General features: G+C 62.5%; 25 protein-coding genes and 1 tRNA gene. 11 read left to right on the top strand and 15 right to left on the bottom strand.

Going from position 1 to position 24,152, the window contains the following annotated elements; genetic code table 11:
• Positions 1 to 313 precede the first annotated feature (313 nt).
• Together Pph01_RS29585 and Pph01_RS29580 are read left to right on the top strand one after the other, a co-directional pair.
• Positions 314 to 1,618: a cation:proton antiporter gene (locus Pph01_RS29585; protein WP_204076433.1), complete on the top strand. Its 1,305-nt coding sequence runs from the start codon at positions 314 to 316 to the stop codon at positions 1,616 to 1,618.
• Positions 1,615 to 1,956, top strand: a complete 342-nt coding sequence (locus Pph01_RS29580; protein WP_204076432.1) for a DUF190 domain-containing protein — start codon at positions 1,615 to 1,617, stop codon at positions 1,954 to 1,956. Before Pph01_RS29585 ends, Pph01_RS29580 begins: the two co-directional genes overlap by 4 nt.
• A 1,063-nt stretch (positions 1,957 to 3,019) precedes the next feature.
• On the opposite strand, the gene Pph01_RS29575 is transcribed toward Pph01_RS29580, so the two are convergent.
• The 3 genes from Pph01_RS29575 to Pph01_RS29565 form a co-directional block, all read right to left on the bottom strand.
• Positions 3,020 to 3,084, bottom strand: a tRNA-OTHER gene (locus tag Pph01_RS29575).
• A 142-nt stretch (positions 3,085 to 3,226) separates the two neighbouring features.
• Positions 3,227 to 3,460 (bottom strand): hypothetical protein, encoded by a 234-nt coding sequence (locus Pph01_RS29570; RefSeq protein ID WP_204076431.1) that lies wholly within the window; start codon positions 3,458 to 3,460, stop codon positions 3,227 to 3,229.
• A gap of 8 nt (positions 3,461 to 3,468) precedes the next feature.
• On the bottom strand, positions 3,469 to 3,759 hold the full coding sequence (locus Pph01_RS29565; RefSeq protein WP_204076426.1) for a DUF6247 family protein: 291 nt from the start codon (positions 3,757 to 3,759) through the stop codon (positions 3,469 to 3,471).
• An 85-nt stretch (positions 3,760 to 3,844) separates the two neighbouring features.
• Here Pph01_RS29565 and Pph01_RS29560 point away from each other — a divergent pair, with 85 nt between their 5' ends.
• Positions 3,845 to 4,456 (top strand): hypothetical protein, encoded by a 612-nt coding sequence (locus tag Pph01_RS29560; protein ID WP_204076430.1) that lies wholly within the window; start codon positions 3,845 to 3,847, stop codon positions 4,454 to 4,456.
• A 139-nt stretch (positions 4,457 to 4,595) separates the two neighbouring features.
• Here Pph01_RS29560 and Pph01_RS29555 read toward each other — a convergent pair whose 3' ends face one another.
• Positions 4,596 to 5,021 carry a hypothetical protein gene (locus Pph01_RS29555; RefSeq protein ID WP_204076429.1) on the bottom strand — a complete coding sequence of 142 codons (426 nt, stop codon included), beginning with the start codon at positions 5,019 to 5,021 and terminating at the stop codon, positions 4,596 to 4,598.
• A 247-nt stretch (positions 5,022 to 5,268) separates the two neighbouring features.
• Positions 5,269 to 5,943, bottom strand: a complete 675-nt coding sequence (locus Pph01_RS29550; RefSeq protein ID WP_204076488.1) for a DUF4097 family beta strand repeat-containing protein — start codon at positions 5,941 to 5,943, stop codon at positions 5,269 to 5,271.
• A 231-nt stretch (positions 5,944 to 6,174) separates the two neighbouring features.
• Here Pph01_RS29550 and Pph01_RS29545 point away from each other — a divergent pair, with 231 nt between their 5' ends.
• Positions 6,175 to 6,384 (top strand): NUDIX hydrolase, encoded by a 210-nt coding sequence (locus Pph01_RS29545; RefSeq protein ID WP_204076428.1) that lies wholly within the window; start codon positions 6,175 to 6,177, stop codon positions 6,382 to 6,384.
• Positions 6,385 to 6,784: 400 nt separating this feature from the next.
• Here Pph01_RS29545 and Pph01_RS29540 read toward each other — a convergent pair whose 3' ends face one another.
• Together Pph01_RS29540 and Pph01_RS29535 are read right to left on the bottom strand one after the other, a co-directional pair.
• Positions 6,785 to 6,988 (bottom strand): hypothetical protein, encoded by a 204-nt coding sequence (locus tag Pph01_RS29540; protein ID WP_204076427.1) that lies wholly within the window; start codon positions 6,986 to 6,988, stop codon positions 6,785 to 6,787.
• A gap of 30 nt (positions 6,989 to 7,018) precedes the next feature.
• Positions 7,019 to 7,309 (bottom strand): DUF6247 family protein, encoded by a 291-nt coding sequence (locus Pph01_RS29535; protein ID WP_204076426.1) that lies wholly within the window; start codon positions 7,307 to 7,309, stop codon positions 7,019 to 7,021.
• A gap of 85 nt (positions 7,310 to 7,394) precedes the next feature.
• Between Pph01_RS29535 and Pph01_RS29530 the strand changes: the two genes are divergently transcribed.
• Positions 7,395 to 8,006, top strand: a complete 612-nt coding sequence (locus Pph01_RS29530; protein ID WP_204076425.1) for a hypothetical protein — start codon at positions 7,395 to 7,397, stop codon at positions 8,004 to 8,006.
• Positions 8,007 to 8,424: 418 nt separating this feature from the next.
• Here Pph01_RS29530 and Pph01_RS29525 read toward each other — a convergent pair whose 3' ends face one another.
• Entirely contained in the window at positions 8,425 to 8,715 is a 291-nt protein-coding gene (locus tag Pph01_RS29525) for a DUF6247 family protein (RefSeq protein WP_204076424.1), read from the bottom strand.
• Between the two features lie 38 nt (positions 8,716 to 8,753).
• Positions 8,754 to 9,734 carry an AraC family transcriptional regulator gene (locus Pph01_RS29520; RefSeq protein ID WP_204076423.1) on the bottom strand — a complete coding sequence of 327 codons (981 nt, stop codon included), beginning with the start codon at positions 9,732 to 9,734 and terminating at the stop codon, positions 8,754 to 8,756.
• 82 nt (positions 9,735 to 9,816) lie between these two features.
• Here Pph01_RS29520 and Pph01_RS29515 point away from each other — a divergent pair, with 82 nt between their 5' ends.
• From Pph01_RS29515 to Pph01_RS29505, 3 genes are all read left to right on the top strand, one after another.
• The gene (locus Pph01_RS29515) at positions 9,817 to 10,545 is read left to right on the top strand and encodes an SDR family NAD(P)-dependent oxidoreductase (protein WP_204076422.1); all 729 of its coding nucleotides are present in this window, start codon (positions 9,817 to 9,819) and stop codon (positions 10,543 to 10,545) included.
• A gap of 1,764 nt (positions 10,546 to 12,309) precedes the next feature.
• The gene (locus tag Pph01_RS29510) at positions 12,310 to 13,008 is read left to right on the top strand and encodes a hypothetical protein (protein WP_204076421.1); all 699 of its coding nucleotides are present in this window, start codon (positions 12,310 to 12,312) and stop codon (positions 13,006 to 13,008) included.
• Positions 13,009 to 13,199: 191 nt separating this feature from the next.
• Entirely contained in the window at positions 13,200 to 14,297 is a 1,098-nt protein-coding gene (locus Pph01_RS29505; RefSeq protein ID WP_204076420.1) for a hypothetical protein, read from the top strand.
• Positions 14,298 to 14,375: 78 nt separating this feature from the next.
• Here the strand turns inward: Pph01_RS29505 and Pph01_RS29500 are convergent, their stop codons facing one another.
• The 6 genes from Pph01_RS29500 to Pph01_RS29475 form a co-directional block, all read right to left on the bottom strand.
• A complete protein-coding gene (locus tag Pph01_RS29500) occupies positions 14,376 to 14,903 on the bottom strand; it encodes a hypothetical protein (protein WP_204076419.1) in 528 nt (175 codons plus the stop codon).
• Between the two features lie 1,421 nt (positions 14,904 to 16,324).
• Complete coding sequence (locus Pph01_RS29495; protein WP_204076418.1) at positions 16,325 to 17,752, bottom strand: hypothetical protein; 1,428 nt, start codon at positions 17,750 to 17,752, stop codon at positions 16,325 to 16,327.
• 9 nt (positions 17,753 to 17,761) lie between these two features.
• Positions 17,762 to 18,583, bottom strand: coding sequence for a serine/threonine-protein kinase (locus tag Pph01_RS29490; protein WP_204076417.1), 822 nt, complete (start codon positions 18,581 to 18,583; stop codon positions 17,762 to 17,764).
• Between the two features lie 1,290 nt (positions 18,584 to 19,873).
• Entirely contained in the window at positions 19,874 to 20,470 is a 597-nt protein-coding gene (locus Pph01_RS29485; RefSeq protein ID WP_204076416.1) for an SMI1/KNR4 family protein, read from the bottom strand.
• Positions 20,471 to 20,656: 186 nt separating this feature from the next.
• Positions 20,657 to 21,310 (bottom strand): YdcF family protein, encoded by a 654-nt coding sequence (locus Pph01_RS29480; RefSeq protein ID WP_204076415.1) that lies wholly within the window; start codon positions 21,308 to 21,310, stop codon positions 20,657 to 20,659.
• Between the two features lie 22 nt (positions 21,311 to 21,332).
• Entirely contained in the window at positions 21,333 to 22,097 is a 765-nt protein-coding gene (locus tag Pph01_RS29475) for a GntR family transcriptional regulator (RefSeq protein ID WP_204076414.1), read from the bottom strand.
• A gap of 148 nt (positions 22,098 to 22,245) precedes the next feature.
• Here Pph01_RS29475 and Pph01_RS29470 point away from each other — a divergent pair, with 148 nt between their 5' ends.
• From Pph01_RS29470 to Pph01_RS29465, 3 genes are all read left to right on the top strand, one after another.
• Positions 22,246 to 22,575 (top strand): SCO3933 family regulatory protein, encoded by a 330-nt coding sequence (locus Pph01_RS29470; RefSeq protein WP_204076413.1) that lies wholly within the window; start codon positions 22,246 to 22,248, stop codon positions 22,573 to 22,575.
• A gap of 96 nt (positions 22,576 to 22,671) precedes the next feature.
• On the top strand, positions 22,672 to 22,899 hold the full coding sequence (locus tag Pph01_RS43580; protein WP_308441927.1) for a hypothetical protein: 228 nt from the start codon (positions 22,672 to 22,674) through the stop codon (positions 22,897 to 22,899).
• A 42-nt stretch (positions 22,900 to 22,941) separates the two neighbouring features.
• The gene (locus Pph01_RS29465) at positions 22,942 to 24,084 is read left to right on the top strand and encodes an FtsK/SpoIIIE domain-containing protein (RefSeq protein ID WP_308441926.1); all 1,143 of its coding nucleotides are present in this window, start codon (positions 22,942 to 22,944) and stop codon (positions 24,082 to 24,084) included.
• Positions 24,085 to 24,152: the final 68 nt, after the last annotated feature.

Here is a 24,152-nt window from a genome sequence, read left to right as displayed (position 1 = left end):
TTCTACAACCAACACCGACCACACCGAACTCTCGAACAGGCAGCCCGCTCCGTTCACTCCCCGATCCGAGCACCGACTAAGTGCAGATCACCCGCCTCGACATCCACCGGCATGATCGACTCGGCGGCGTTCTCAGGGAGTATCAACATGCAGCTTGACCCGGACGCATGATTAGTTGGCACCCGCACAGTGCCACAGTTTCCAGCCGAGCCGGTCGTCCGATATCACTGGATAGATAGATGACAGAGGGCAATCAGTCAGTCACATTCGGGAGGTATTGGCTGACTCGTACACCTCTAGCCCCGGGGAACTCATGTCGCTGAGCACAGCGGATGTCACCCATGTCCTGATCGCGCTGACGCTACTGCTCGTGGCCGCCCACGCCTGCGGGCAGCTGTTCGCCAGGATGAGACAACCGGCGGTCATCGGCGAGATCATCGGCGGTCTCCTGCTGGGCCCGACCCTTCTCGGCGCTGTCGCCCCTGGCTTCGCCAACTGGGTCTTCGGCTCCAGCAAGGTGACCACGAGCGTCCTCGGCGCGATGTACCAGATCGGTCTGCTGCTGCTGATGTTCCTGGTCGGTGCCGAGCTGCAGCTTCGGGCGACCCGCCGCGAACGCCGGAAGGTCGCTCTGATCACCGGCATCGGGCTGGCTGTGCCGTTCGCCATCGGAATAGGCGTTGCCAGCGTGCTCAGCACCAAGCACTACTCCGGGCCGCACGGCACCCCGCTGACCACCGGCCTGATCTTCGGGATCGCGGTCGCGGTCACCAGCATCCCGGTCATCTCACGGATCCTGATGGATCTGGGCATCCTCGAGACCGCGTTCGCCCGGGTCGTCCTGACCGTCGCCGTCCTCGAAGACGTCGCCCTGTACGTGGTGCTCGCTGTCGTTCTCGGGCTCGCGAACACCGGAGGCCAGGGGGTCTTCGGCCTGTGGTCGCTGGGCGACACCGACGACGTGCCACTCACCGCGCTTTACTACGTGCTCGCCAGCCTGGCGTTCCTCGCGGTCGCCCTCGTCGGCGGCGCGCGGACGGTCTTCTCCCTCGCCAACAGCCGGTTCAACCTGGTCGAACTGCGCAACCCGGCCGCGTTCCGGCTGCTGGTGCTGTTCGTCGCTGTCCTGGCCTGCACAGGTCTCGGCATCAACCCGATCTTCGGCGCACTGCTCGCCGGCATCGCCTGCTCACGGGCGGACGGCGGCGACCGGGCCACGTCCGAGACCTGGGTGTCGCTGAAGCAGTTCGCCCAGGCCTTCTTCATCCCCGTCTACTTCGCGATCGTCGGGCTGAAGCTCGACCTCCTGCACAACATCGACCTCCTGTTCCTCGTCTGGTTCTTCACCTTGGCCTGCGTCACCAAGGCCGCTTCGGTCTGGGTCGCGGCCCGTCTCGCAGGGGAGGACAGCAAGTCGGCCGTCCAGCTGGCCGTGGCGATGAACGCACGCGGCGGTCCCGGCATCGTGCTGGCCACCGTCACCTTCGCCGCCGGGATCATCAACGAGACGTTCTTCACGATCCTCGTGCTGCTGTCGATCGTGACGTCCCAGATCGCCGGCTACTGGCTCGACCGCACGTTCCGCAGGGTCACCGAGCCCGAAACGGTGAAGACATGAGCGATGGACTCAGGCTGACGGTCTTCGTCGGCGACAGCGATCTTTGGCACCACAAGCCCGTCTACCACGAGATCGTGCGTCGGGCGCAGAAGGCGGGGCTCGCCGGCGCCAGCGCCGTCCGCGGCATCGAAGGCTACGGCGCCACCGGCCGGATCCACACGACCCGCATCCTGTCCCTGGCTGACGAACTCCCGATCATCGTCATCATCGTCGACACCCGCGCGAAGATCGAGGCGTTCCTCCCCCAGCTCGACGAGCTCATCCCAGGCGGCCTGGCCACCCTCGAACCTGTCGAAATCCTCCACTACCCCGCCACCCAGCAACGCCGCGCCATGTAGGGGTCAGTTTACTGGGATGGCCCGCTGATCGAGTGGTCTGAATAGCGATGCTCCCGTCTGTCTGAGTCACTGTGTGTGGTCGCCGGGCGCGTAGCGGCTCCATGGGGTTCCTGCTTGGGCGGGGAGTGTCCGGAACGTCTTCAGCACGACCCACGATCTTTCGAGTACCGCACCCGAGCGCCATCCTTAACAACGTAGATTCGCCGTGCGTTTGAACTCCGCTGCGGCCATCAGGCCAGGAATCGGCGAACGCGGTGACACGCTGGAGAGAAATTTGTCACCCGACGGCAGCCGCCGAGACGTCGAGCTTGGGTGACACCTGGGTGGCACAAAGAAAAGGCCACAGTATCCGATCATGGAAACTGTGGCTCCGACCTGCCGAAACAGTGTCGGGACGACAGTGTCGGGACGACAGGATTTGAACCTGCGACCCCTTGACCCCCAGGTTTGGCCGACTGATTCAAATCGGTCGAAGCTGTACAGCTGGGCCACGAGTCCCGCTCGCGAGGGGAGGGGCGAGACCTGCTCCTCGCCTCCAGAGGCTCCTAACGAGGGCTCTCGGCGCCGCCCAGGCTTCATCGAGCCGGAGCATCCTCGGGGCCGGCCCGCGACCTTCTGATCAACAGGAGTCGGTCGGCGGCCATCGCGGTGCCGAATCTTCGGACACTGGACATCAGATTCCAACTGACCGTTTTCCGTATGAGTGGCTACATGTTCGGACCGAATCCGATTGACGCCGCTTGATCACCCGGCGCGTCAGCTCGATCATCGATGACCGGTAACGCCCGTATGTGCCCGATCTCCCCGGTGGGCCGAATGCGCCGTTCCCCACGTCACAGGCCCGAAGGCAGTGGACCAACCAAGCTGACACCCGGACGGCGCCCGTCGACGTTCCGATCGAACACAGCGGTCCGCCACCCCCACGGAACCAGGTGCCGGAAAGAGCGGCTCAGTGACGGTCCAGGGCGGTGGGTGACGTCTGGTCCCACGATCCAACCACGGTCCAAACGAAGAGAAGGCCAGACCCGCTGACGCGGCATCTGACCTCTGAACTGCGGGAACGTGGTGGGCGATACTGGGATCGAACCAGTGACCTCTTCGGTGTGAAGCGTCTTGGCCCGATCGCCCACGTGGGTCAAAAGCTGCCGTGACCTGCGCCAACCATGCACGGACGTCCATCTCCATCTGCGGGCGTCCGTCGCCGTTGTCACTCAAATAGTCACTCAGACTGTGTGCGGGCCCGCGGCGATGCGTCCCTCGACCTTTGCCGTCAGCCCGCCCATGTCACGTTGAAGATGGTGATCAACTCGGCGACCTCATCGACCTTGAAGTACAGAACACCAAAATCACCGAAGGTCGTCATGCGGAAGTCCGGATCATCCTTGTACAGGACTCGCGCGTCCCAAGGCTTCTCGACGAGGTCCACCGTCCGGGAGATCAACGCGTCGAGCGCTTCCTCTGGAAGGCCCTTCATCTGGGACAGCGCCGCCACGTGGAGATCCACGCGGTAGCTCATCGACGATCGGCCCAACCCGGGAAAGCATCTTCCATCGAAACGAACTCCTCGCGCCGGCCCTCTCTAACCGCCTGCTCGGCCCGATCGAAATCAGGATCGGAGACCGCAGCCGCATGCAGCCGCCACACGCGCAGGAGCTCTCGAAGTTGCTGGAACCGCCACACCTCGTGGGCCGCGTCCAAGGCGCTGTGATACTCACTCAGGAACTGCTCATGCCACCGCTCCGGCAGCACACGCAAGATCTCCGCCGGGTCGTCCTCGGCGTGATGCAGCGGCTCAGCAGTCATGCCATCAGGCTACCGCCGCCCGCCATGGCGGCCTCCGGATATCCACAACGCCGAATTGGTCATCAGCATCGGAGAGACTGTCGGCATGCACGACCACGATCATGCATCTGCGGGCATCGAGGCCCTCCTCCTCGATCCCGATTCACAAATACGCGCCTCGCAGAACGAGTTAGTCGCCGACGAAGGCCCCTGGGCTGGTGGGCCTGAGGCTGTAGAGGGTCATCTGCGCGAGGTCGTCGCCGATCTCAACCGGATCCCCGAGCTGGTCGTTGAGCACGCGGAGTTCAGACACTACGGCTCCGGTTATGCGTCCAACGTCGATGTCTTCCTGACCAAACGAGACGGCTCCACCCGCCGCGTCGAACCAGACGGCTATATCACCGTCGAAGGGATCACGGTCGTGTTGTGCCGTCTGGCCCCGATCGCCTGCGTTCTATCTCCTGGCGAGCGCTCCCATCACCCCGATGGTCGGGGGGCGTGGTCCCTGCCATGGCTGAGCGATGTCCGCGAGATGCCGATTCCCGGATGGGAACGAGGCAGTGAGCAGATCTCCCACGTCCTGGATCGTCATCGCATCGCCCTCATCGGCCCCGATCTTCTCAGCCGACGAGCCTTGCCAGGCCTCAAGATCGATACGAATCTCGGCGATGGGCCGCCCCACTCGATCTTCGACGTCTGGTTCCACTGGGCTGACTGATCTGCATGTCGCCCGCAGAACACTGCCCTACCGAAACGGTAGTCACCCAGAAGACCTGTCCATGAGGTCCATGAGGTCCATGAGGTCCATGAGGTCCATGAGGTCCATGAGCGCTATCTAGCGGCACGGCGCGCCTGGATCACTCGGCGCGGCGAACTCCATGACTAGAGGATTTGCTTAAAGGTGTAAGAAATGCGACGAGACCGACACCCAAGAAGACGGCAGGAAGCAACATCACAGCACCCACGGCCCACAAGCCGCTATCGTCCGAAATGGCGGCATTGACCGACCAGGACAACCACATCACACCCGCGATACCGAGCGTGCCGATCCGGGGGTGACCGCGCCGACCGGCAAGTCCGGCGAGGAGTCCCAGACCGACGACCAGCCCCGCTACCTGCCAAGGCTGATAGGGCCCGCTGAGACTGCCGTCCGGCTCGACATCCCATTCATGGTCCCACCCAAGCCAAGCCGCGTAGTTTACAAAAGACGACGCAGCCAGGATCACACCGATCCGAGCGCTGGCCCCAATGCGACGAGCCCGTGATTCTCCCTCGTTTGCCACAATCCCCACCCTCGCCGGCTCCGGTCGTCCGCAGCATATTTGTCTATTCCACGAGATGCTTGAGGCTTCTGTCCCACCACATACTTGACGGCATCCTAGGAAACATGACCGGCCTGGTGGGACCGGGCGACGCCGACTGAAAGCCGACGGCCGCCCGCGTGCTGCCGCCGGTCTGATCTTTCGTGGTCAGTCCGGCGGGCAGCAGATTCTCCCCGTCTTGGTCCACCTCCCCTTCGGAGGTCGCGGGTCACAGGCTGCGGGCGGTGATGTCGCCGTTGGAGGTGGTCGCGTGGATGTCGAGTTCGGCGGTGCCGTTGTTCTTGAGGGCGTTGTGGATGCGGCCGTGACTGGTGCCGGCGTCCAGCGCGGCCGAGACTCCCCCTGCGGCGGCGATCGAGATGTCGCCGGACTGGGTGCGGAGCACGACCGTGCCGCCCGTGGCCTCGGCGATCCGGATGTCGCCCCTTGCGGTGCTGATCGCGGTGCTGATCTCCGCGGGGCCGCCCAGCCGGCCGACCTCGACGTTGCCGTCGACCGCGGTGAGGCGGACGCTCGCGGCCTCATCGATCTTGATCTGCTTGTAGGCGCCTTCGAAGGCGATGTCGCCGAGTCGGCCGACGGTCCGGAGCTCGGCGCAGCCCGCCTTGGCCTCGACGCGGGAGCCGGTGGGCAGCTCGACCGTCACCTCGATGGATCCGGAGGGGCCGAAGTACTGGTTCTTCACCGGGGTCTCGATCCGCAGGACGCCGTCGGCGTAGTCGACCGTGGTCTGCTCCGCCGCCTTCATGTCTCGGGTCTTCGCGGCGTCCACGGGCAGGACCTCGACCGCGGTGTCGGCCCGGTCGGCCGCGATGAACCGGACGCGCCCCGCGGGGATGTCCAGGACGGCGGAGATCGGGGCGGGGGTGTCGAACTTCTGCATCGTGTACTCCTTGTGCTGGTGTGGCCCAGTTCGCAACCCCGTGGCCGCGATCGCTGAACCGTTCATGGCTCAACCATCACCGACCACGCTGATACCGACCTGCCACCGTCCTGACGCCACCACTGACATAAGGCGGGAAGCGGCCGGCCGAGCATGACCCCAGGGCCCGCTGCCTCGGTCATGTCGGCCTGCAATAGCAACGCAGCCCGTCTTCCTTGCCAGCCCTGCCTGATGCCGCATGGAGAGCCCTCGACCGAAGCCGCCATTGTCCACCCCCACGACGACGAACTGACCGCCGTCGCCTGGACCTCCCGCCAAGAGTGGACCGATCGCCTGGCCCCCCACCTCGCACGGCGCATCACCGCGTGTGCGGACGCCGCCAACGCCAACCAGACTGTCTACCTGCAGAACGGCCGGCCGCTCAAAGACACCAACGGATAGCGCACCGCCGCATCGCATGACCGGTTTCCTCAAGGCACCCCCCATCCGCCTCACCCACGCCTCCCTCGGCGAAGAGGAGATCACTGGCGCCACTGGCCTCGGGGTCGCCCTGCTCACGCGAAGTCATAGTCACTCAGGGGATGCAAAAGGCCGCTTCCCTCTGCCAGGGAAACGGCCTCTGAACTGCAGAAACGTGGTGGGCGATACTGGGATCGAACCAGTGACCTCTTCGGTGTGAAGCGTCTTGGCCGGTTCGCCCACGTGGGCCGAAAGCATCCTTACCTGCGCCAACCATCCACGGATGTCCGTCTCGGTCTGCGGGCGACCGCCACCGTTGTCACTCACATGGTCACTCAGATCGAGAGCGGGCCCGGAGGGATAGCGTTCCCCAATCCCTCCGTCAGCCCGCCCATGTCACGTTGAAGATGGTGATCAGCTCGTCGGCCTCATCGACTTTGAAGTACAGGACACCGAAATCGCCGAAGGTCGTCATGCGGAAATCGGGATCATCCTTGTACAGGACCCGCGCGTCCCAAGGCTTCTCGACGAGGTCCACTGTCCGAGAGATCAACGCGTCGAGCGCTTCTTCTGGAAGACCTTTCATCTGGGACAGCGCTGAGATCCACGCGGTAGCTCATCGACGGTCGGCCCAACCGGGAAAAGCATCCTCCATCGACACGAACTCCTCGCGCCGGCCCTCTCTAACCGCCTGCTCGGCCCGGTCGAAGTCGGGATCGGAGACCGCGGCCGCGTGCAGCCGCCACACGCGCAGAAGCTCCCGCAGTTGCTGGAACCGCCACACCTCGTGGGCCGCGTCCAACGCACTGTGATACTCGCTCAGGAACTGCTCGTGCCACCGCTCCGGCAGCACACGCAAGATCTCCGCCGGGTCATCCTCGGCGTGATGCAGCGGCTCAGCAGTCATGCCATCAGGCTACCGCCGCCTCCCACAGCGGCCTCCGGATATCCACAACCCTGAATTGGTCATCAGCATCGGAGAGACTGTCGGCATGCACGACCACGATCATGTGTCCGCGGATATCGAGGCCCTGCTTCTCGATCCTGACTCACAGGTACGCGCCGCTCAGAACAAACTGGTCGCCGGCGAAGGCCCCTGGGCCGGAGGGTCTGAAGCAGTAGAGGGTTACCTTCGCCGGGTCGTCGCCGACCTTAATCGGATCCCTGAACTTGTCGTTGAGCACGCGGAATTCGCACACTACGACGCCGGCTATGCATCGTACGTCGACGTCTTCCTAACCAGGCGAGACGGATCCGCCCGGCACCTTGAACCAGACGGCTATGTCACGGTCGAAGGATTCACGGTGGTGTTGTGCCGTCTGGCCCCGATCGCATGTGTCCTGTCCCCCGGCGAGCGCTCCACTCACCCCGATGGTCGCGGGACGCACTCAATGCCATGGCTCGACGCCGTCACTGAACTGCCGATCCCCGCGTGGGAGAGAGGCTGTGAGCAGATCTCCCACGTCCTGGATCGACATCACATCGCCATCGTCGGCCCTCACCTGGTGAGCCAGCAGGCCCTGCCGCATCTCACGATCGACACGAATCTCGGTGATGGTCAGCCGCACTCGATCTTCGACGTCTGGTTCCACTGGAGAGACTGATCACGCGACCGTTAGAACACTGGCCTACCTGAATCGGTAGTCACTCAGGGGACGCGAAAGGCCGCTTCCCTCTGCCAGGGAAACGGCCTCTGAACTGCGGAAACGTGGTGGGCGATACTGGGATCGAACCAGTGACCTCTTCGGTGTGAAACACCTGAGTGAGGTCGCCCACGTGGTCAGAAAGCGGTCCTGACCTGCGCCAACCATCCACGGACGTCCGTCTCTCTCTGCAGGCGTCCGTCGCCGTTGTCACTCAAGTAGTCACTCACACTGTGTGCAGGCCCGCGGCAGTGCGTACCTCGACCTTTTCCGTCAGCCCGCCCATGTCACGTTGAAGATGGTGATCAGCTCGTCGGTCTCATCGACCTTGAAGTACAGGACGCCGACAGCGCCGCCACATGGAGATCCACGCGGTAGCTCATCGACGATCGGCCCAACCAGGGAAGGCATCCTCCATCGACACGAACTCCTCGCGCCGACCCTCGTGAACCGCTTGCTCAGCCCGGTCGAAGTCGGGATCGGAAACCGTGGCCGCATGCAGCCTGGATACGCGCAAAAGCTCCCGAAGTTGCTGGAACCGCGACACCTCGTGGGCTGCGTCCAAGGCGCTGTGTTCCTCGCCGAGGAACTGCTCGTGCCACCGCTCCGGCAGCACACGCAAGATCTCCGCCGAGTCTTCCTCGGCGTGATGCAGCAGCTCAGCAGTCATGCTGCCAGGCTACCGTCGCCCGTCATGGCGCCGCCTGATCAACCCCCCGTCGCGCGAGGGCGAGCAGTGCCCGCTGACCGTAAGGCCGGCCAGGAGGAGCCGCGCCAGGCCGAGGGCGTGCGTCCGCGGGCGCGTTTGAACGCCACGCTGAACGCGAACGGGTCCTGGTAGCCGACCTGGCGGGCCACGGTGGCGACGGTCTGCCGGGTGTCGCGGAGCAGGTCGGCGGCGAGGGTCATGCGCCAGTCGGTGAGATAGGCGAGCGGCGGCTGGCCGACCAGGGCGGCGAAGCGCTGGGCGAAGGCGGCGCGGGACATGCCGACCTTGGCGGCCAGCGAGGCGACCGTCCACCTGTGGGTGGGATCCTCGTGCAGGAAGCGCAGCGCCTCGCCGATCGCCGGGTCGGTCAGCGCCCGGTACCAAGCGGGCGGCGTCGCCTCCGGCCTGGTGCACCAGGCCCGCAACGCGATCACAAGGACCAGATCCAAAAGCCGGGCGAGGACCGCGTCCTGGCCCGGCTCGTCGCGGGCGGCCTCGGCGGAGAGCAGATCGAGGGTCGTCTGGGTGCGTGGCCCCGCGGGCACGACCGCCAGCGGCGGAAGCAGGTCCAGTAGCCGGGAAGCCACGTCGCCATGCAGCTCGTACACGCCACGAAGCATGATGGTGGCTCCGGATAGGCCGGCACCGTACGTGCGGGGTGCCGACATCGGGTGTGGGTCCGCCGGTGCGCCGGTGGGGAGGTACTTGCGTCCGTCGCGGATCACGAATTGGGGTGAGGTCGCCGGGTCGTCCGCGATCGTGTACCCGCAAGGGGCAGTAATAAGGGCGATGTCACCTGCGGCAAGACGCGTGGGAACGAGATCCCCGAGCCGGATCGTGGCATGGCCGCCGAGTGTGGCCGCGACCGTGAGCGGCGGCGCGTCTGCGTACGTCATCCCCCACGGTGGCCGCTGGATCAGCTGCCTGACCAGGGCGTTCTGCGCGCGGGCTCGGTGCAGCAGGTCTGTCAGCACGTCCACACAATCACCTTAGACGTTCGCAAAGGCATTTCGGATGTTCCCCCATGGATCGTCTGAGCGCCGATGGGGTTGGCTGGACGGCATGACGAAATCCATCGCAGTGTTCGGAACCGGTCCGGGTGTCGGCCAGGCCGTCGCCCGCCGATACGGAAGGGAAGGGTACGATGCCGTCCTGGTCGCCCGCCGCCAGGCGCCCCTGGATCTGCTCGCCCAGGATCTGTCCGCCGAGGGCATCACCGCCCATGTGATCACCGCCGACCTCGACCAGACCGACGCCGTCCCGGCGCTCGCCGACCGGATCCGCGAGAGCGTCGGGGACCCCACGGCCCTCTACTACGGCCCGGTGCCCTCGAACCTGGCATTCGTTCCCGCCGCCGACCTCACCCCGGAGCAGCTTCAGGACCGTATGCCGATCACGTTGCACACGCTCCTGGCCCTGGTTCGGGAGTTCCTGCCCGCCATGGTCGAACGGAGAGACGGCGCCATCCTCAGTGCCCAGGGGGCCGCCGCCGTCCGGGGCCGGCCGAACATGAGTGGCTGGCCCGTGGCCCTGGCCGCGCAGCGGAACTACCTTCAGTCGCTCGCGGCCGAGGTCGCCCGCAAGGGCGTCTACGTCGGCATGCTCTACATCGGCGCCCGCATCGTGGGCACCCCCTTCGAGGCGGATTACGAGCGGCGCCGGGCCCAGGGCGAACCCATGCCCGACATGGCTGCCGCCGACCCCGGCGAGCTGGCCGACATCCTCTGGGACATGCACGCCAAGCGGAATCGGCATGAAACCGTCGTCCCCGCCGGCCTCCTGGACGGATAACACCGAACGACATCCGGCTGCCACGACTCGTCGTGACAGCCGGATGCGTAGTGGCCCGGTCAAACGCCTTAAATAAGTACGCGCGGCACTGACCGAAGCCATCCACGCAGGGCGGGCCCGCGCCGACGTTCCGTCCAAGGAACTGGCGACCTACTGCCTGCACACCGCGACCCGTAGCAGCCGGTGAGTCTGGGCTCCGAAATAGGTGACCGCCCACGCCTCCTGAGCGCTGTCCCGAAGATCGATGAGCAGCCCGCACGCTTCGGCAGCGCCCGCGCTACCTCGCATGGCATCGACGGGGATAGCGCTCAGGCCACCACGGCTGGCAGAGACCCCAGCTCACCTTGGAACGGTAGTCACTCAGAAGACGCGAAAGGCCGCTGCCCTCCGGGAGGGAAACGGCCTCTGAACTGCGAAAACGTGGTGGGCGATACTGGGATCGAACCAGTGACCTCTTCGGTGTGAATACCCGAAGGCACTGATCATGAGTGTCAACGGCTGCGAATTCATGCTCTTGCCCCGGCTCGCAGTCCTTGTGGGTGACCTCTCTCGCGATCCAGTATCAGCCGTCTTGCTGACTTTTCGCTGACTTCAGCCAGCCGCACTCGCCCGCCCCGCAAAGTGCGCGGACCATGCCATCATCTGTGTGTGACTCAATTGGAACCCCAAGACTCCGCACTGTTGACCTCAGCTCTGGAGCATGCCTCGAGATGGCTAGAGTTCCGAGTCGGCCAAGGCACGCAGGTACTCAACTTCTATCTAGTGGCCACAGCCGTTATGGCCGGAGCATACGTCACGGCGCTCCAGGCTAAATTACAACCTGTAGCGGGTGCAGTCGGTCTGCTCGCCGCTTTCGTTTCGGTGGCGGCATATCTTGCAGGACGACGCCAGCGTGATCTTGCTCGACTTGCTGAAGAGCCACTACGCGAAATTCAGAATCGAGTGGCACGGTCTCTCAACCTAGATACCTTCCGATTGATCGAACGCCGAGGACCCCGCACGTTTGGGTCAAGCACATGGGTTTCGTCGGCAATGTTCGCACTAGCGACTCTTGTCTCTACCTGCGGCGCCATCTACGCATGGTTCGTGGCTGGTGGCTGACGCGGAGACGGAGTGGCTGACGCGGAGACGGAGTGGCTGACGCGGAGACGGAGAGGACGACGGCCAACCATCGGGCCAACCGCGCTGCCGGACTGACTGCCGCTCATCTCCCGCAGCCCGGTCTCCTCTCCACGCCTCGCCGCACCGTATCAGGCCAAGATCGGCCACTCGGCGGTACTGCGATCAGGCCGGAGACCTCTCCGGTGTGAATACCCGAAGGCCTTGATCAGGAGTGTCGACGGCTGCTAGCTAGGGCTCCTGCCGCGGCTCACAATACTTATAGATGACCTCTAGCGCGGTCCAGTGTCAGCCGTCTTGCTGATTTTTCGCTGACTCGCAGGCTCTCACCCGACCGACTGTCGTAGCCGCCGGCGAACGCGTTGAATCCGGACGCGCCGCTCTCCCGGCCATCGATCCCGGGACCTATACGCCGCCTGCGGATGTATCGCACAATCTCCCCGTGATCCACTGTCGTGCACCCGCGTCCACACAAGGAAAAGGCGCGAACGGTCACTAATGACTTTTCGCCCCACTCGGGTGCTTTAGCCCCACAAGTTACCCTTCGTCTTCAGCGGGCGCTGCGAGAGCGAGGCACGCACTCCCTCCTGAACAGTGCCATCTCGAGACCTTGGCTATCGGCGACGGGTATCGTACCTTCGTCACATGGAGAAGCGCCTAACCATTCCTGCTGCCGCTCAGGCTGCTCTCTGGGTACTGAGCAATGGGCGTTGCTACGCGCCCGGTTGTCCTTTCCCAGTGATTAATGAGGTTCGGCCCGGAGTGTTCAAGAAAAACGCCCAGATAGCGCATATTCGCGGAGTAAAACGCGGCGCTCCCCGCTTTCGTGAATGTCGCAGCGAGGAAGAGAGGCGCGAGCGTGAGTCATTCAAGAATCTCATTATAGTCTGCCTATCTCACCACTCGGAGATCGACGACAAGAAAGAGGGCGAAAAACTCTACCCACCAGAGGTATTGCATGAATGGAAGAGGAAGCATGAAGGCCAATATGGTGCGGCCCTCAACACGATAGGCCCCATCAGCGAAGAGGCTCTTACCGAAGCGCTGGCCGAAGCCTTCACGCCGCCGGTAGTCCGACTCGAAAAAATTGCTGATAGCCTGGAGCGCACAGGTTCACTTAATGCAGAAGCACTCCAAGATTTACGACAGATCATAGATGTTCTGCATACTGCACCCGGCGGCGTAGAAGAGCGCACAGCTCATAACCTCATGGTCTCCGCGGACACGCTCTCCCACCTAAACCTGGATAACTCGTCTAAGGTGCTTCTCCAGGCGTCGGACATGCTTTCGAAACTCATTCCCATCATTGACGCGAGAATTCAGCAACTGGGTGGCATGATGTGAGCTCCCTCCGAGGGCCTGCATTTGCGCTCTGTCATACGACTCTAACTGCCGAGAACTGGAAGAGGGAGACTTCCACTCAGTGGTAGCCGCCAGAAACACGTACAGCGACGTGACAGATCCACAATAGAGCGAAATCACTTCTATTGATAATTAATCGCAAAGAAAATCTCGACCAATGCTAGAATCCGTGCATGTCTATCTACGAAGACCGCGCGTCTAGCAGGCACGACTGGGACATTAATAGCTGGCCAGTGACACACCAGGCCGCCACGAAAGATGATCAAAAGTTCCCTTGGGTAGCTGCGGACGAGTCGGGCGCGACCGGCGAAAACTTGGTAGATCAGCAGGCGATTATTGCGCACGCAACGCTGAAGATCGACGACGACGTGGCCGCACCGCTACTGGATGACATACGAAGGCGAGCGCGTATTACACAGGCCCCCGAAATAAAATTTTCGCATTTCAGCAAGGAGCGCGCCGCGCGAGAACTGGCCGACATTTTTGCGCCAGGCGGTCCATTAGCAGACCGCACCAATATCGTAGTTGCAGAGAAGCGCTATACAGCAGTGTCGAAGATAATTGACCTGCTTATTGAAGAATGGGCATATGCCCATGATATTGACCTGTATCGGAACGGCTCCGCCCGACGCATGGCCAGTACATTTTTCAAGGACGGACCGCGAGCTTTGAGGGAGGCATGGGAACCACTACTTGTTGCCTTTGTCGGTCTTGCCCGAGCGACACAAAGGCAGGGCACCAAGGAAGATGTTCCGTCATTTTATCGACGCTTAGAGGAAGCTCGATGGAACTGCCATCGTCGGTCCGTTGAAGAAATCTTGATCCTATTACTTGAGACCCGCCCTTATGCCGAGAGACTGGTGCACGACGTAGCGGATAGAACCTCCTCCATACCGTCCCTAGACCCGCTTGCCGCCCTGATTCCCCTTAGCATCCACCACTGGTACCAAATCTCGGGCGACTTCAGGCTACTGCACGATGAGCACTCTTTATTCAAGCCTGAGTTTGTTCAGCAAATGCTACGGGCGCTATGGGTGACGCATCCAAGTCTCGTGGCGGTGGCCCCCAAGGCACGTGTTGCACTTTTCGCAACAGGAAAATCCAGCGAACATCCCTCTATCCAGCTAGCCGACTTAGCCGCTGGAGCTGGGCGAGTAGTCGTGGCGGCACATCTCGGCCGAAGCACGCCAACAGCTAGCATTCTTGAATCCGCTTTTGCTCCACTAATCACCTGGGGTTTGCTACCTGATAACAGCTTTTGGGAGCGCTAGCGCTACGCGGGCCCCTTCGTCCACCCTCATCACATCGGGGTCTGCTGGGCCGACTGCTCCGAAGCCACAACAGCAACCTCAAGCGGCTGCCACTCGCTTGTCGCGTCTCTTCATTCGAGATTCGTCCTCGATCCATCCGCGTGTCTGAAAGATGAAGAGATCGCCAGCTTGGATGAGCCGCATTCCGTCCTCAGTACTCCAGCGCTTAGCCCCCTCCCCGTACATCGGACGCACACTGTGCAATGGATCCAATAGCTCATCCAGACGCCTGCCGAAGTCCGGGTCAACCGCTGTGATGATTGACTTATATAACATGGCCCGTGTTGAGAACCGAGTGCCGGCCACACGGAGTCGCTGATACTGCCTTTCCCGGGATGTCCACCTCCGCCACGGCTCGACCATCTCAACCGCCGCTATCAAGAACTGCGACTCCTGAATGAGCGCTTGCGCCGCTGCAATGGCCCTATCGTGGGCCGCCTGACGTCGCACCTGCCTTCCGGTGATGCTCACCACCGCCCACGCAGTTACTGCGGCGACCACGCCGCCCACAACCGCGCTAAGCGCACCTTGCAGAAGGTTCGGCCACCAGTCGATCTCGCTGCTCATGCCTAAGAATCGTTCCGACCACAGTGCGCGTCACAGCAAGTTGCCTACAGATGACCTGTGACCCTTGGCAACGTCTCCACCATGGCGTCCTACACGTGGGCGACGCGCCCAGCCCCTTCGACGCGAAGCCAATTCGACGTGATTGCATGATGCGCGGTTCTGCTGCTCAGCCCCGCCGCCTACGAAGCCACCTAGGCCGCCTGACCACCACACCAACGGTGTCCGCCAAAGCGGAGCAAGCTCACAGTGGTTGTCACTCAGTTGGCCACTCAACCCTGTCGCCAGGTCCTCGAGACCGAGCTTCAGCGAACTCTGCCTGGTGACGACGTCGAGTTCACTGCCTCGACCCAGTATGAGGGCGTCAGCAGGAGAGGCGTGCTCGGGCATGCCCCCGGTCAGGCGGAGAAGCTGCCTAATCCACACCTCAAGGCTGGCCATCTCGAACGATGCGAAGGTTTCTGGCAGGGATTCCGCGCCTTTAGCCGGCTGCTAAGCGCTCCGTGCGGCTACCCAAGACCACACCTGGGACCCTAACCCGTACCCGAACACGCACCCTTGCGACAGCTAGAGTCGCTTAATGTAATTGATTCAACACCGTTAGCAATCTGAAGGCATCCCACGGGGTTGATCTTCCGGTGATTATGGGTAGGGTCAGGAAATGACCGATATGCCAAACTTCGCATTCCGGTATGAAGCCGACATGTACGCCTATGTGGCCCAGCATGCGTGGCGACTGGCAAGCACACGCTTGCCCGTTTCGGTCTTTTATGAAGTCCAGTCAATGTCGGGAGTCCCCGACCTGGTATTTGTTGCGTTCAACGAGCGAGCGCTAAACGAAAGACTTACTAATGGCCTTGCTCCAGTGGTTGACGCCGCCGATGTCGCCGCACTACTAAGCCTCTCACAAGAGTTTCACCGTAGCTCGGGACATGGGCATCTTTCGCCCGCGGACATAGCAGTCACGGCTGGCGTATCGCCCGGCTACCTCTCCTCCGTAATCCTTCCTCGACTCCAGGGGCTAGGTCATATCGAGCGACGAGGACGAGGCAAATGGCGCGCGCTACATCGATTCACCTCAGTGGCAAGCCAATTGGCCACTGTCGAGGTCAAAGTTCGAGATTGGAAATCAGCGCTTGGGCAAGCCCGTCGTCACGGCGCTGGAGCCGACCATGCCTGGGTAGTTCTCAGCAATGGGAAGCTCAGTAGCGCTATAGCCTACAAGCATCTCTTTGAGAACTCAGAAGTTGGGCTGGCTGGCCTGGTCAGTGATGGAAGCCTGAACATTGAGTCTCATGCACCTCGCAGAGGACGTATCTCATCTATCCATCGGGAGACATTGGTCGAGCGGGTGTTTAATCTGTATTTGCAGGGCTCAAACACTGGAGGCGTGTATCCCGTCTTCGGTCGATTCCTTACTTCCTCTATAGATGCTGACGCCAGACAGGGATGTGTTTCGGCTCCTCCCGCCCCGCTAGTGCTTTCCCATCGGCGAACTCCTGCGCTGCCTTCACAATCCGCCTGACGCTGCCGGCATATCCGCCTGCGCGACTATCCCTCGAAATGGTAGCCGCAAGTATCCCCTGGTTGTATACGCCATGCCACTCTGCGATTGACTGATTGAAGACGCCTGATGCGGAAAGTGCGTCGCACCAGCGGCATTCGCAAGCCCTATAATCCGGCTCTGTCTCCAACAGTTGATGGGTAGAGTACTCCACCGAGTGCAGGAGGGAAGACTCGAAGAGGCGCTCCGCATTTGTTGCGCCTTTTCTCCGCCTAACCGGACGATGCTCCCAAAAGCCTTGCCCCGTTCCGGATGTCCCAGTACCAAAACCGGCTGCACCGTGAGCCATCAAATACCATCCGGTCAGGCCGGTCTGCGGCAGGATGAGCAATCGCTCCTCATCCTGAGATAAGTTACAGAGCTCCTTGTAGCCTTTTATCAGCTCTGAATCTATAGGCTGAGCGCTATCAGTAGATCTCCTCCACTGCACTCGAACGTACCAGATATCAAACTGATCCTGCTCGACTAGCTCGTTAAGAAGTACCTCCAGATAGTTGCCGTTTATCATGCATTCGAACGGAATTGTGAGATTGAGGGCGAGCCGTTCACCGTCTCTAAGCAACTCAAGGGCCGTGTTTCCCTCGTCAACAGCACCGTCGAGCGTCTTGCGAAGGTCTGCCGCATGCAAAGCGCGTCCCGACGTGAGCAAGAGGTTTGCTCCCGCAGCACGTTGAGCATCGAGGACCTGCGCAATGTAATCATCGTCGCCTACTCGGTCGAGATAGGGCGCCCTTTCACGAAGTCGCTTTGCCTCCTTCTCGGCCGCCTTTCCTGTCTCTTCATTGTTGTAGTCATCCGCGTTCTCACTTGCGAGAATGAGACTACCTCTATCTGACTTAAATCCTTCCGGATCCGCGATTCTTACTGCTGCCACGTCGCAGTTGAATGTGTCGTGGATCTTTTTTGCATTGTGTCGAGGAATGCTGGCTATCACACCCACGCTAAGATGATCGCCATGCTCGGCATAAAGCCGACTGAGCACCTCATTCCCTTGGACATGATTGCGCTGACCGGCCGTGAACAGAAATAGCGGCCGGCCACTGCTCAGTGCCTCGTCACGGTTCGGTATTTGACCAGCGAGTCCTGGGCTTGTCGTGGAGCCGGCCGGCGGCGCGTGGACAATGGCGCCCGAGTCTCCACCTTTAACAATTAGAAAATCGATGCCGTCCGGCGTTTGAATCTTGACTACTTCGCTCACGCCATTGTCGGCTAAGACTTCCGAACTGTCGTCGCTTTCATCGTCATCGTCCCAGAGTGGCTGCAGCCAGTCCTCGTGATCGTCCGTCATCGGCAGCTACTACCTTCCTTCCGAGAGGCGTCTCAGGTTGCTACGTGCACTTCCTCGCGAATATGCGACATAGGAGAGAAGTCGCTTCAGTGCCGCCGACGTTGATTGCTTGAGATTTGGCGGAAAGGACGGCGGGCCGATTCTAAGACGATCGAGATATTCCTGCGCGCTTATATTTTCACCCGTCTTATAAAAAGGGTGCTCGCGTAGGAGAAGTTGCGCCGTTACAAGCCCAACCGCCCATAGGTCGCTAGCTTTTACTGCCCGCTCGCCGCGGAGTTGCTCTGGTGCCATATACAAAGGGGTTCCGATAAGATTCGGATACACTGTGATCGTCCGCGCGTCGAGCTGTTTTGAGAGGCCAAGGTCGAGAATTACTGGATCGTTCCATCGACCGTTACGAAGAGCAATGTTTGCAGGCTTAATGTCCCGATGAATCGTAGATGTCTCATGGAGTGCGTTTATTCCCTCCAGGAGATTGCGCAAGAAGTCTTCCGCTTCGTCCGTCGAGGGCCACTGATCCTGCAGTAGACGCTCAAGTACATCGCCACCAGCGATATACTCAAATATCATTGCAGGATAAGAGTCGCCACCAATTGAAAGCATTCTGACTTCATAAAGCTCGACCACGTTCGGGTGCTTGACCCTTGTCAGCCCGTTGATCTCGCGTTGAATCTGGCTCGGATCGGAAGCAGCTCCACACAACACTTTCACTGCCTCGCTACCACAACGCCATGTATCGCCGAACGTGCCTCCGCCTAAGAAGGTCGCCTGGCTTCCGAGACAAGCTTGCACCTCGGCATGCGGTAAACGCGGTCCGTCTACTGACATGTAGAGAGGATACGGCATATGTCACGGAGTTGTGACATAGATTTTCGGCGAACCAAAACCCCTCTTAATGGCGGCTAAAAGCACTTCCGCATTGATGAAGCATCTCGCCTGACGGCTTTCTAGAGGTGGTTCATCTCCTCGTCGGCGGGCATAGCCATGCCTGGCCGGGCGCCCGGGGTCAGGCCGTCCTTCGCGTGTTCCATCCTCCCGGTGACCTTCCTCGCGCGCTGGTTGCCCTACGAGCACAGGACGGCTTGACCGTGGGTGGCTGGTCTGGCACCCCTTGTGGGGCCGGCGAGGAGATGAACCCACACCACCACCTGCACCCTTGCGCGGGTCCCCCCATCTCCGAAGTTGGCCGGGGTTTGGGGCAGCGCCCCAATGCTCTTCCCCTCACCGCCTTCTTAACTTCCTTCTCTCTCCTCGCCCGTGGCGTCCTCTGATTTCCGGGTCTATTCGGCTCATGCCTGCTCATGGCCATGACCAATCACCAATTGGGAGAGATCCCCATCTGGACCAGCCGCAATGCCGCCATCTGACGCCCACGGCGCTTGTCGGCGTGGTGCGCGCCGCCAACGGCGGGACCGGCCGAAGAGCCGCAGCCCGCCGGCGGGCGGGCGCGCGGTGCAACGGATTGACTCTTCGCCCGTGTGCTCTCGTGAGTGCAGGCCGTGATGGCAACCTGGGCTGCGCTGTGCTTCCCCCTACTCGACCCCTCCGCGGTATCCCCGCAAGGCAACTCAAGCACCCAGCCACATCGCCGATTCCTCTTCCGGTGCGTCCGTTCCATCTCGGACCGCCTCTCGCATCGATCGCCAGGTCTTCCCCGCGGTGCTCCTTCCTCTCTCCCTCTCCCTGCTGCGGTCTCCCGTCGCGACATGCCTCAAAAACCAAATGATCGGACCCACAACCGGGGCTACGCTCGTTTCATCCCGACAAACGGTGACGAGAGGGCGCCTGAGGCGGCAGCCGAACTGGTGGGAGTACGAGGCGGCAGGCGGGAGCCCCGTACGCGTGATGCACGATCGGCATCCTGGATAGGCCCCATCGGACCTCTCACAGCGCGCCTGCGCGGGTGCTTGCCGCCGAAGGCGGCTTGACCACGGATGGAAAGTCGTAACAGCTCCCCCATGAAGGGGTCGCCACTCGGCGTAACGTGCTGGCTGGCGTCACAGGACGGGGTTGTCCTGCACAGCTCCCGCGATAGGGCGAATATGGACCGGTCCCGGTCCTCTGGAGGGGGTGGGCCGGGACATCAGAACGAGCTAAGTGCCTCGACTTCCGCCGCCGTTACCAGGGCTCCCCTGTTGAGGGGTCTAGGCCCGCGTCCCACCGCCGTTTCTCCTCCCGCCAGTTGACGAAGGAGGGTTCTCCCGGAAGGACGACACTGATCGTCTCTTCCTGGAACTCGTCGTCGGTGAGCAGTCTGCGCAGGAACTGCGCCATCCCGAACGGGTGGACTTGAAGGGTGGGATTCGTGTGCCGCCCGTATACGAGGACGGGCCATCGGTCGGGATCGTCGCTTGCGGTCAGCCAGCAGTAGATGTCCGCGCCGGTGGTAACGCCCCAGGCCAGGATGGCGTCGGGATCCACGTCGAGGGCCGCTCTGCCACTGCCACCGCGCATCTCCCAGCTGCCGCGGGCGTTCAATGTCTCCTGCCGCAGGCCGGTCCCGTCCGAATATGCGTCGGGCCGCGGAACCGGCAGCAATATCCTGACTTCCCCGCTGATCTGCCCTGCCCCGTACACCTCCATGAAGGCGACATAGTCGGCCGGAAACCGGGTCCCCCAGATCTCCTCGACCTCACTCCAGTCGATCCGCTCATCCACGCCCTGCGACGCCGGCAGGACCTGCGCGAGCGCCGCTATCTGAGGATTCCGGCCCACTGCCACTCCTTCGCACAGATCTTCGAGATGCCACAACTTACGCGATCAGGCTCCCTACGGGAGGCGAATTGCCTTGGCACCGGCACGAACCTAAATCCGGCGAACCATCCTGATCACAGCAAGCTAGACAAGGTGCACGCCGTCGTACTGCCTGCAGTCATCGTCCTGGGCACGCGGTGATCGCGGTTAGATCAGCCTGGTGGTGTAGCCGGCCGCGACAAGCCTCTTGTAAGCAATCTCGACGTCCATGGGCATCTTCTGCGGGATGGCGAAGCCACGCTTCGGGTACTCAAGGATTCGCTGGGTGTCACCAACGATCATGTTGATTACCCGGTCGGCATCGCCGATGTCTTGCACGTACTCGTCGAGCGGCAGCGGTCGGGATGCGCAGATGACCTCGACCTCGGGCCAGAACTTCCGGCACGTCGCGTAGGCACGTCGCTGCTGGTAGGGCCGGGAAATCAGCATGACCAACGACGGGTGTATGCCTTCGTCATCCAAGCGTCGCCGCGTGAACTGGATGTTTTCTCCAGTGTTGGTTGCGCGTGGTTCGATCAGTATCGCCTCTGAGGGGACGCCCAGTGCGATGGCATGCTCGCGGTAGTGAACAGCCTCGCCCCGCGGAAACCGCTCGACGGTCGTAGGAGCGTTAGCGCCGCTGAACACGACGAGGGGGAACATGTCCTTCTGGAATAGCTCAGCGGTGAAGGTGGCGACTCCGAGGTCATGACTGCCAAGTCCGACCCCTACATCGCATGGCCGCGGTTCGTGGTGCATGTCGTGGTAGTCCCAGAGGGTTGCCACGTCTGTCCTGAGGTCGTCGGGGATCACAGCAGACATCACAGCTCCCGAAGCTGATCCCTTAGTCAGGGATCTTGAAGGTGTAGGACCATTCGAAATGCGAGGCGGCATTGACCCCTCGTGCGAACTCGACTACCCGACCGTCGCGAGTGCTAGTCGTGCGTGTGAGCACCATGACTGGCACCCCCTGAGGCAGTTGGAGCTGCTCGGCTTCTTCGGGGCTGGGCATGCGTGCATGAAGGCTTTCGGTGATGGTGTCGGGTTCCAACCCTTGCAGGGTGAGAACGGCGAAGCCTCCACCCCGTCCGGCTGGCCCTACTGCGGAATCAACGAGCGGCGTACCTTCGACGTCTTCCGGGCGGTAGTAGCTGGTGAGCGTGTGCGTTGGTGTCTCGCCATCCTTGACCAGGCGCGCGCGTTCGTAGACAGGTGCTCCTGGGGTGAGCTGCAAGGCGGCTGCAACATCGTCGTCAGCCTCGACCTTTCTGACGGTGTTGGTCTGGTCGCTCGCTTGCCAGCTTCGGCCTGATGCCTCGCGGTCTGCTGCGAAGGCTACGAGTCCGAACTTCCACTTGCTCTTCGCGTAGCGCTCGGCGCCGAGGCGCTTCATGGGAGGCCGGCTACGGACAACGGTTCCGCGGCGGCGGATGGCTGTTACTAGGCCTTCGCTCTCAAGGAGTTGGATCGCCTGCCGGACAGTCTTGATGTTGACGTCATACCGGGTGGCGATCTCCTCCTGCTTCGGCAGCGTGGTGTCTGGCGGGTAGTCGCCCTCAGCTATGGCCGTTCGTAGAACGCTGGCGAGCTCTCGGTACCCGATCCCCACGGCGATCCCCTCCTCTTGACGTACCCAATAAGGCTAGCGCTATCTGCTAAGACGCGATAGTTGGAGACAATAGAGCTGGTTCTATTGACACCCGTCTTCACGTACGGCTTAATAGAGCTAGTTCTATTCAACGTCCAACGGAGGCGAGATGCGCAACATTCCGGTAGACACCTCGGCCCTGTCGTTCACGGTCGCCGGCGAGCCCGAGCCGAAGATCGTGGATCGCGCGACAGGTGAGGTGAAGAGGGACGCCGAAGGCCGGGATCTGTACACGATTCCGCTGCTGCCCAAGCCGAACGACGACCGGCGTAACCCGGTGATCGTGGTGACGTTCCCCTCGATCGACTTCCCGCAGATCCCCGAGGGTGTCCAGGTCCGTCCGGTGGGCCTGGTCACGTTCTTCTGGCAGATGAACAACCGGTCCGGGATGGGGTTTCGCTGCGAGGCGATCCGCCCGGCAGAGGTCAAGTCTGCCTGACCTGTCACCTGGTAGTCCCCGGAGCGGCCATCGCCTGGCAGCTCACGCCGCTCCGGGGTCTCCACTCCGCCCACAAGGAAGAAAGGAGAGCCCAGTATGACCGACCTTCTGATCCGCGCCAGCGTTATCGCTGCTGCTGTGGTGGCCACTCTGCTGGTGTGGCGCAAGCTGCACCGGGGCTCGTTCTGGCTGCTGGTCGGCTTCCCGCTCCGCGCCCTGGTCGTCTACGGCACCTGGCGGTCGGTGGCCTCCGGGTGCGGGCTGGCTCGGCGCCGTAAGCGCTGGCGCTGGACCTTCGGCGGCTTCCCCGGTCTGGGGGGCTGAACCGTGGTGATGTTCCTCGGTGAACGCCGCAAGATCCGCCGCGTGGACGTCGAACGCGCCCCGCGCCTGGGCCTGATCCGCCCCACCGCTCTGGGGTTCCGCCTCACGATCCGCCTGCACGATGGGCAGACTCCGGAGGACTACACCCGGGTGCTGGACAAGCTCGCCCACGCCTGGAAAGTCCACTCCGTACGCCTAGTCTCGTGGAAGCCGGGCAAGGTCACCCTCGCGGCCACCCTGGTGGATCCGCTCGAGCAGGTCTCCATCCCGGTGCTGTCGGATGGGCTGCTGCGGGTACGGGCCGGCCTGCTCGACACCGGAGACCCGTTCATCCTCGATTTCCGGACAGTGCCGCACTGGCTGAACGTCGGCGCGACCCAGTCCGGCAAATCCAACCTCGCCAACGCCCTGATCGTCGGGTTGGCGCCGCAGCCGGTGGCGCTGGTCGGCTTCGACCTCAAAGGCGGCGTCGAATTCACCCCCTACGAAGCACGCATGTCCGCCCTGGCCACCGAACGCGCCGAATGCGCAGACCTGCTCGCTGACCTGGTCGGCATCATCAAAACCCGCATGGCCTTGTGCCGCCAGCACAGGGTGCGCAACATCTGGCACCCACGCCTCCCGGACGCGCTGCGGCCAACACCGATCGTCGTCCTCGTCGACGAGGTGGCCGAACTGTTCCTGATGGCCGACAAGAAGAAAGAGCAGGAGGAGGTGTCCGCGGTCGCCACCCGGCTGCTGCGGGTCGCCCAACTCGGCCGAGCCTTCGGGATCTACCTGGTGGTGTGCGGGCAGCGGGTCGGCTCCGACCTCGGCGCCGGCGTCACCGCGCTACGCGCGCAGCTCACCGGGCGGATCTGCCACATGGTCAACGACGAAGAGACCGCGAAGATGGCGCTCGGCGACATGGACCCCGCCGCCCTGGTCGCCGCGCGGCAGATCTCCCCCGCGATGCCCGGCACCGCCGTGGTCATCGGCTCCGAAGGGCGCTGGCACCGCAGCCGGTCGGTCCACGTGACCGAAGAGCAGGCCGAAGCCGCCGCCGCAACGCACGCCCACCTGGCACCCGCGTGGGCCGACCTCACCGCCACCGCATCCCCGGTCACCGGTGACCTGGATGAGGCGGACCTGAGCGACTTCATCCCCGACCCCGCAGCCAGCGACGACGAACTGTCCCCCGTCTAACCCTGCTCGTTCTCCTCGCTCTGGGCTTGGCGTGAGCCCTGATCACGCCACCCGCACCGCCGTGTCCC

The sequence above is a fragment of the Planotetraspora phitsanulokensis genome, assembly GCF_016863295.1.
GTDB classification, from domain to species: Bacteria; Actinomycetota; Actinomycetes; order Streptosporangiales; family Streptosporangiaceae; genus Planotetraspora; species Planotetraspora phitsanulokensis.
Note: the sequence above shows the minus strand (reverse complement) of the source record. Positions and strands in the feature narration are given on the sequence as shown.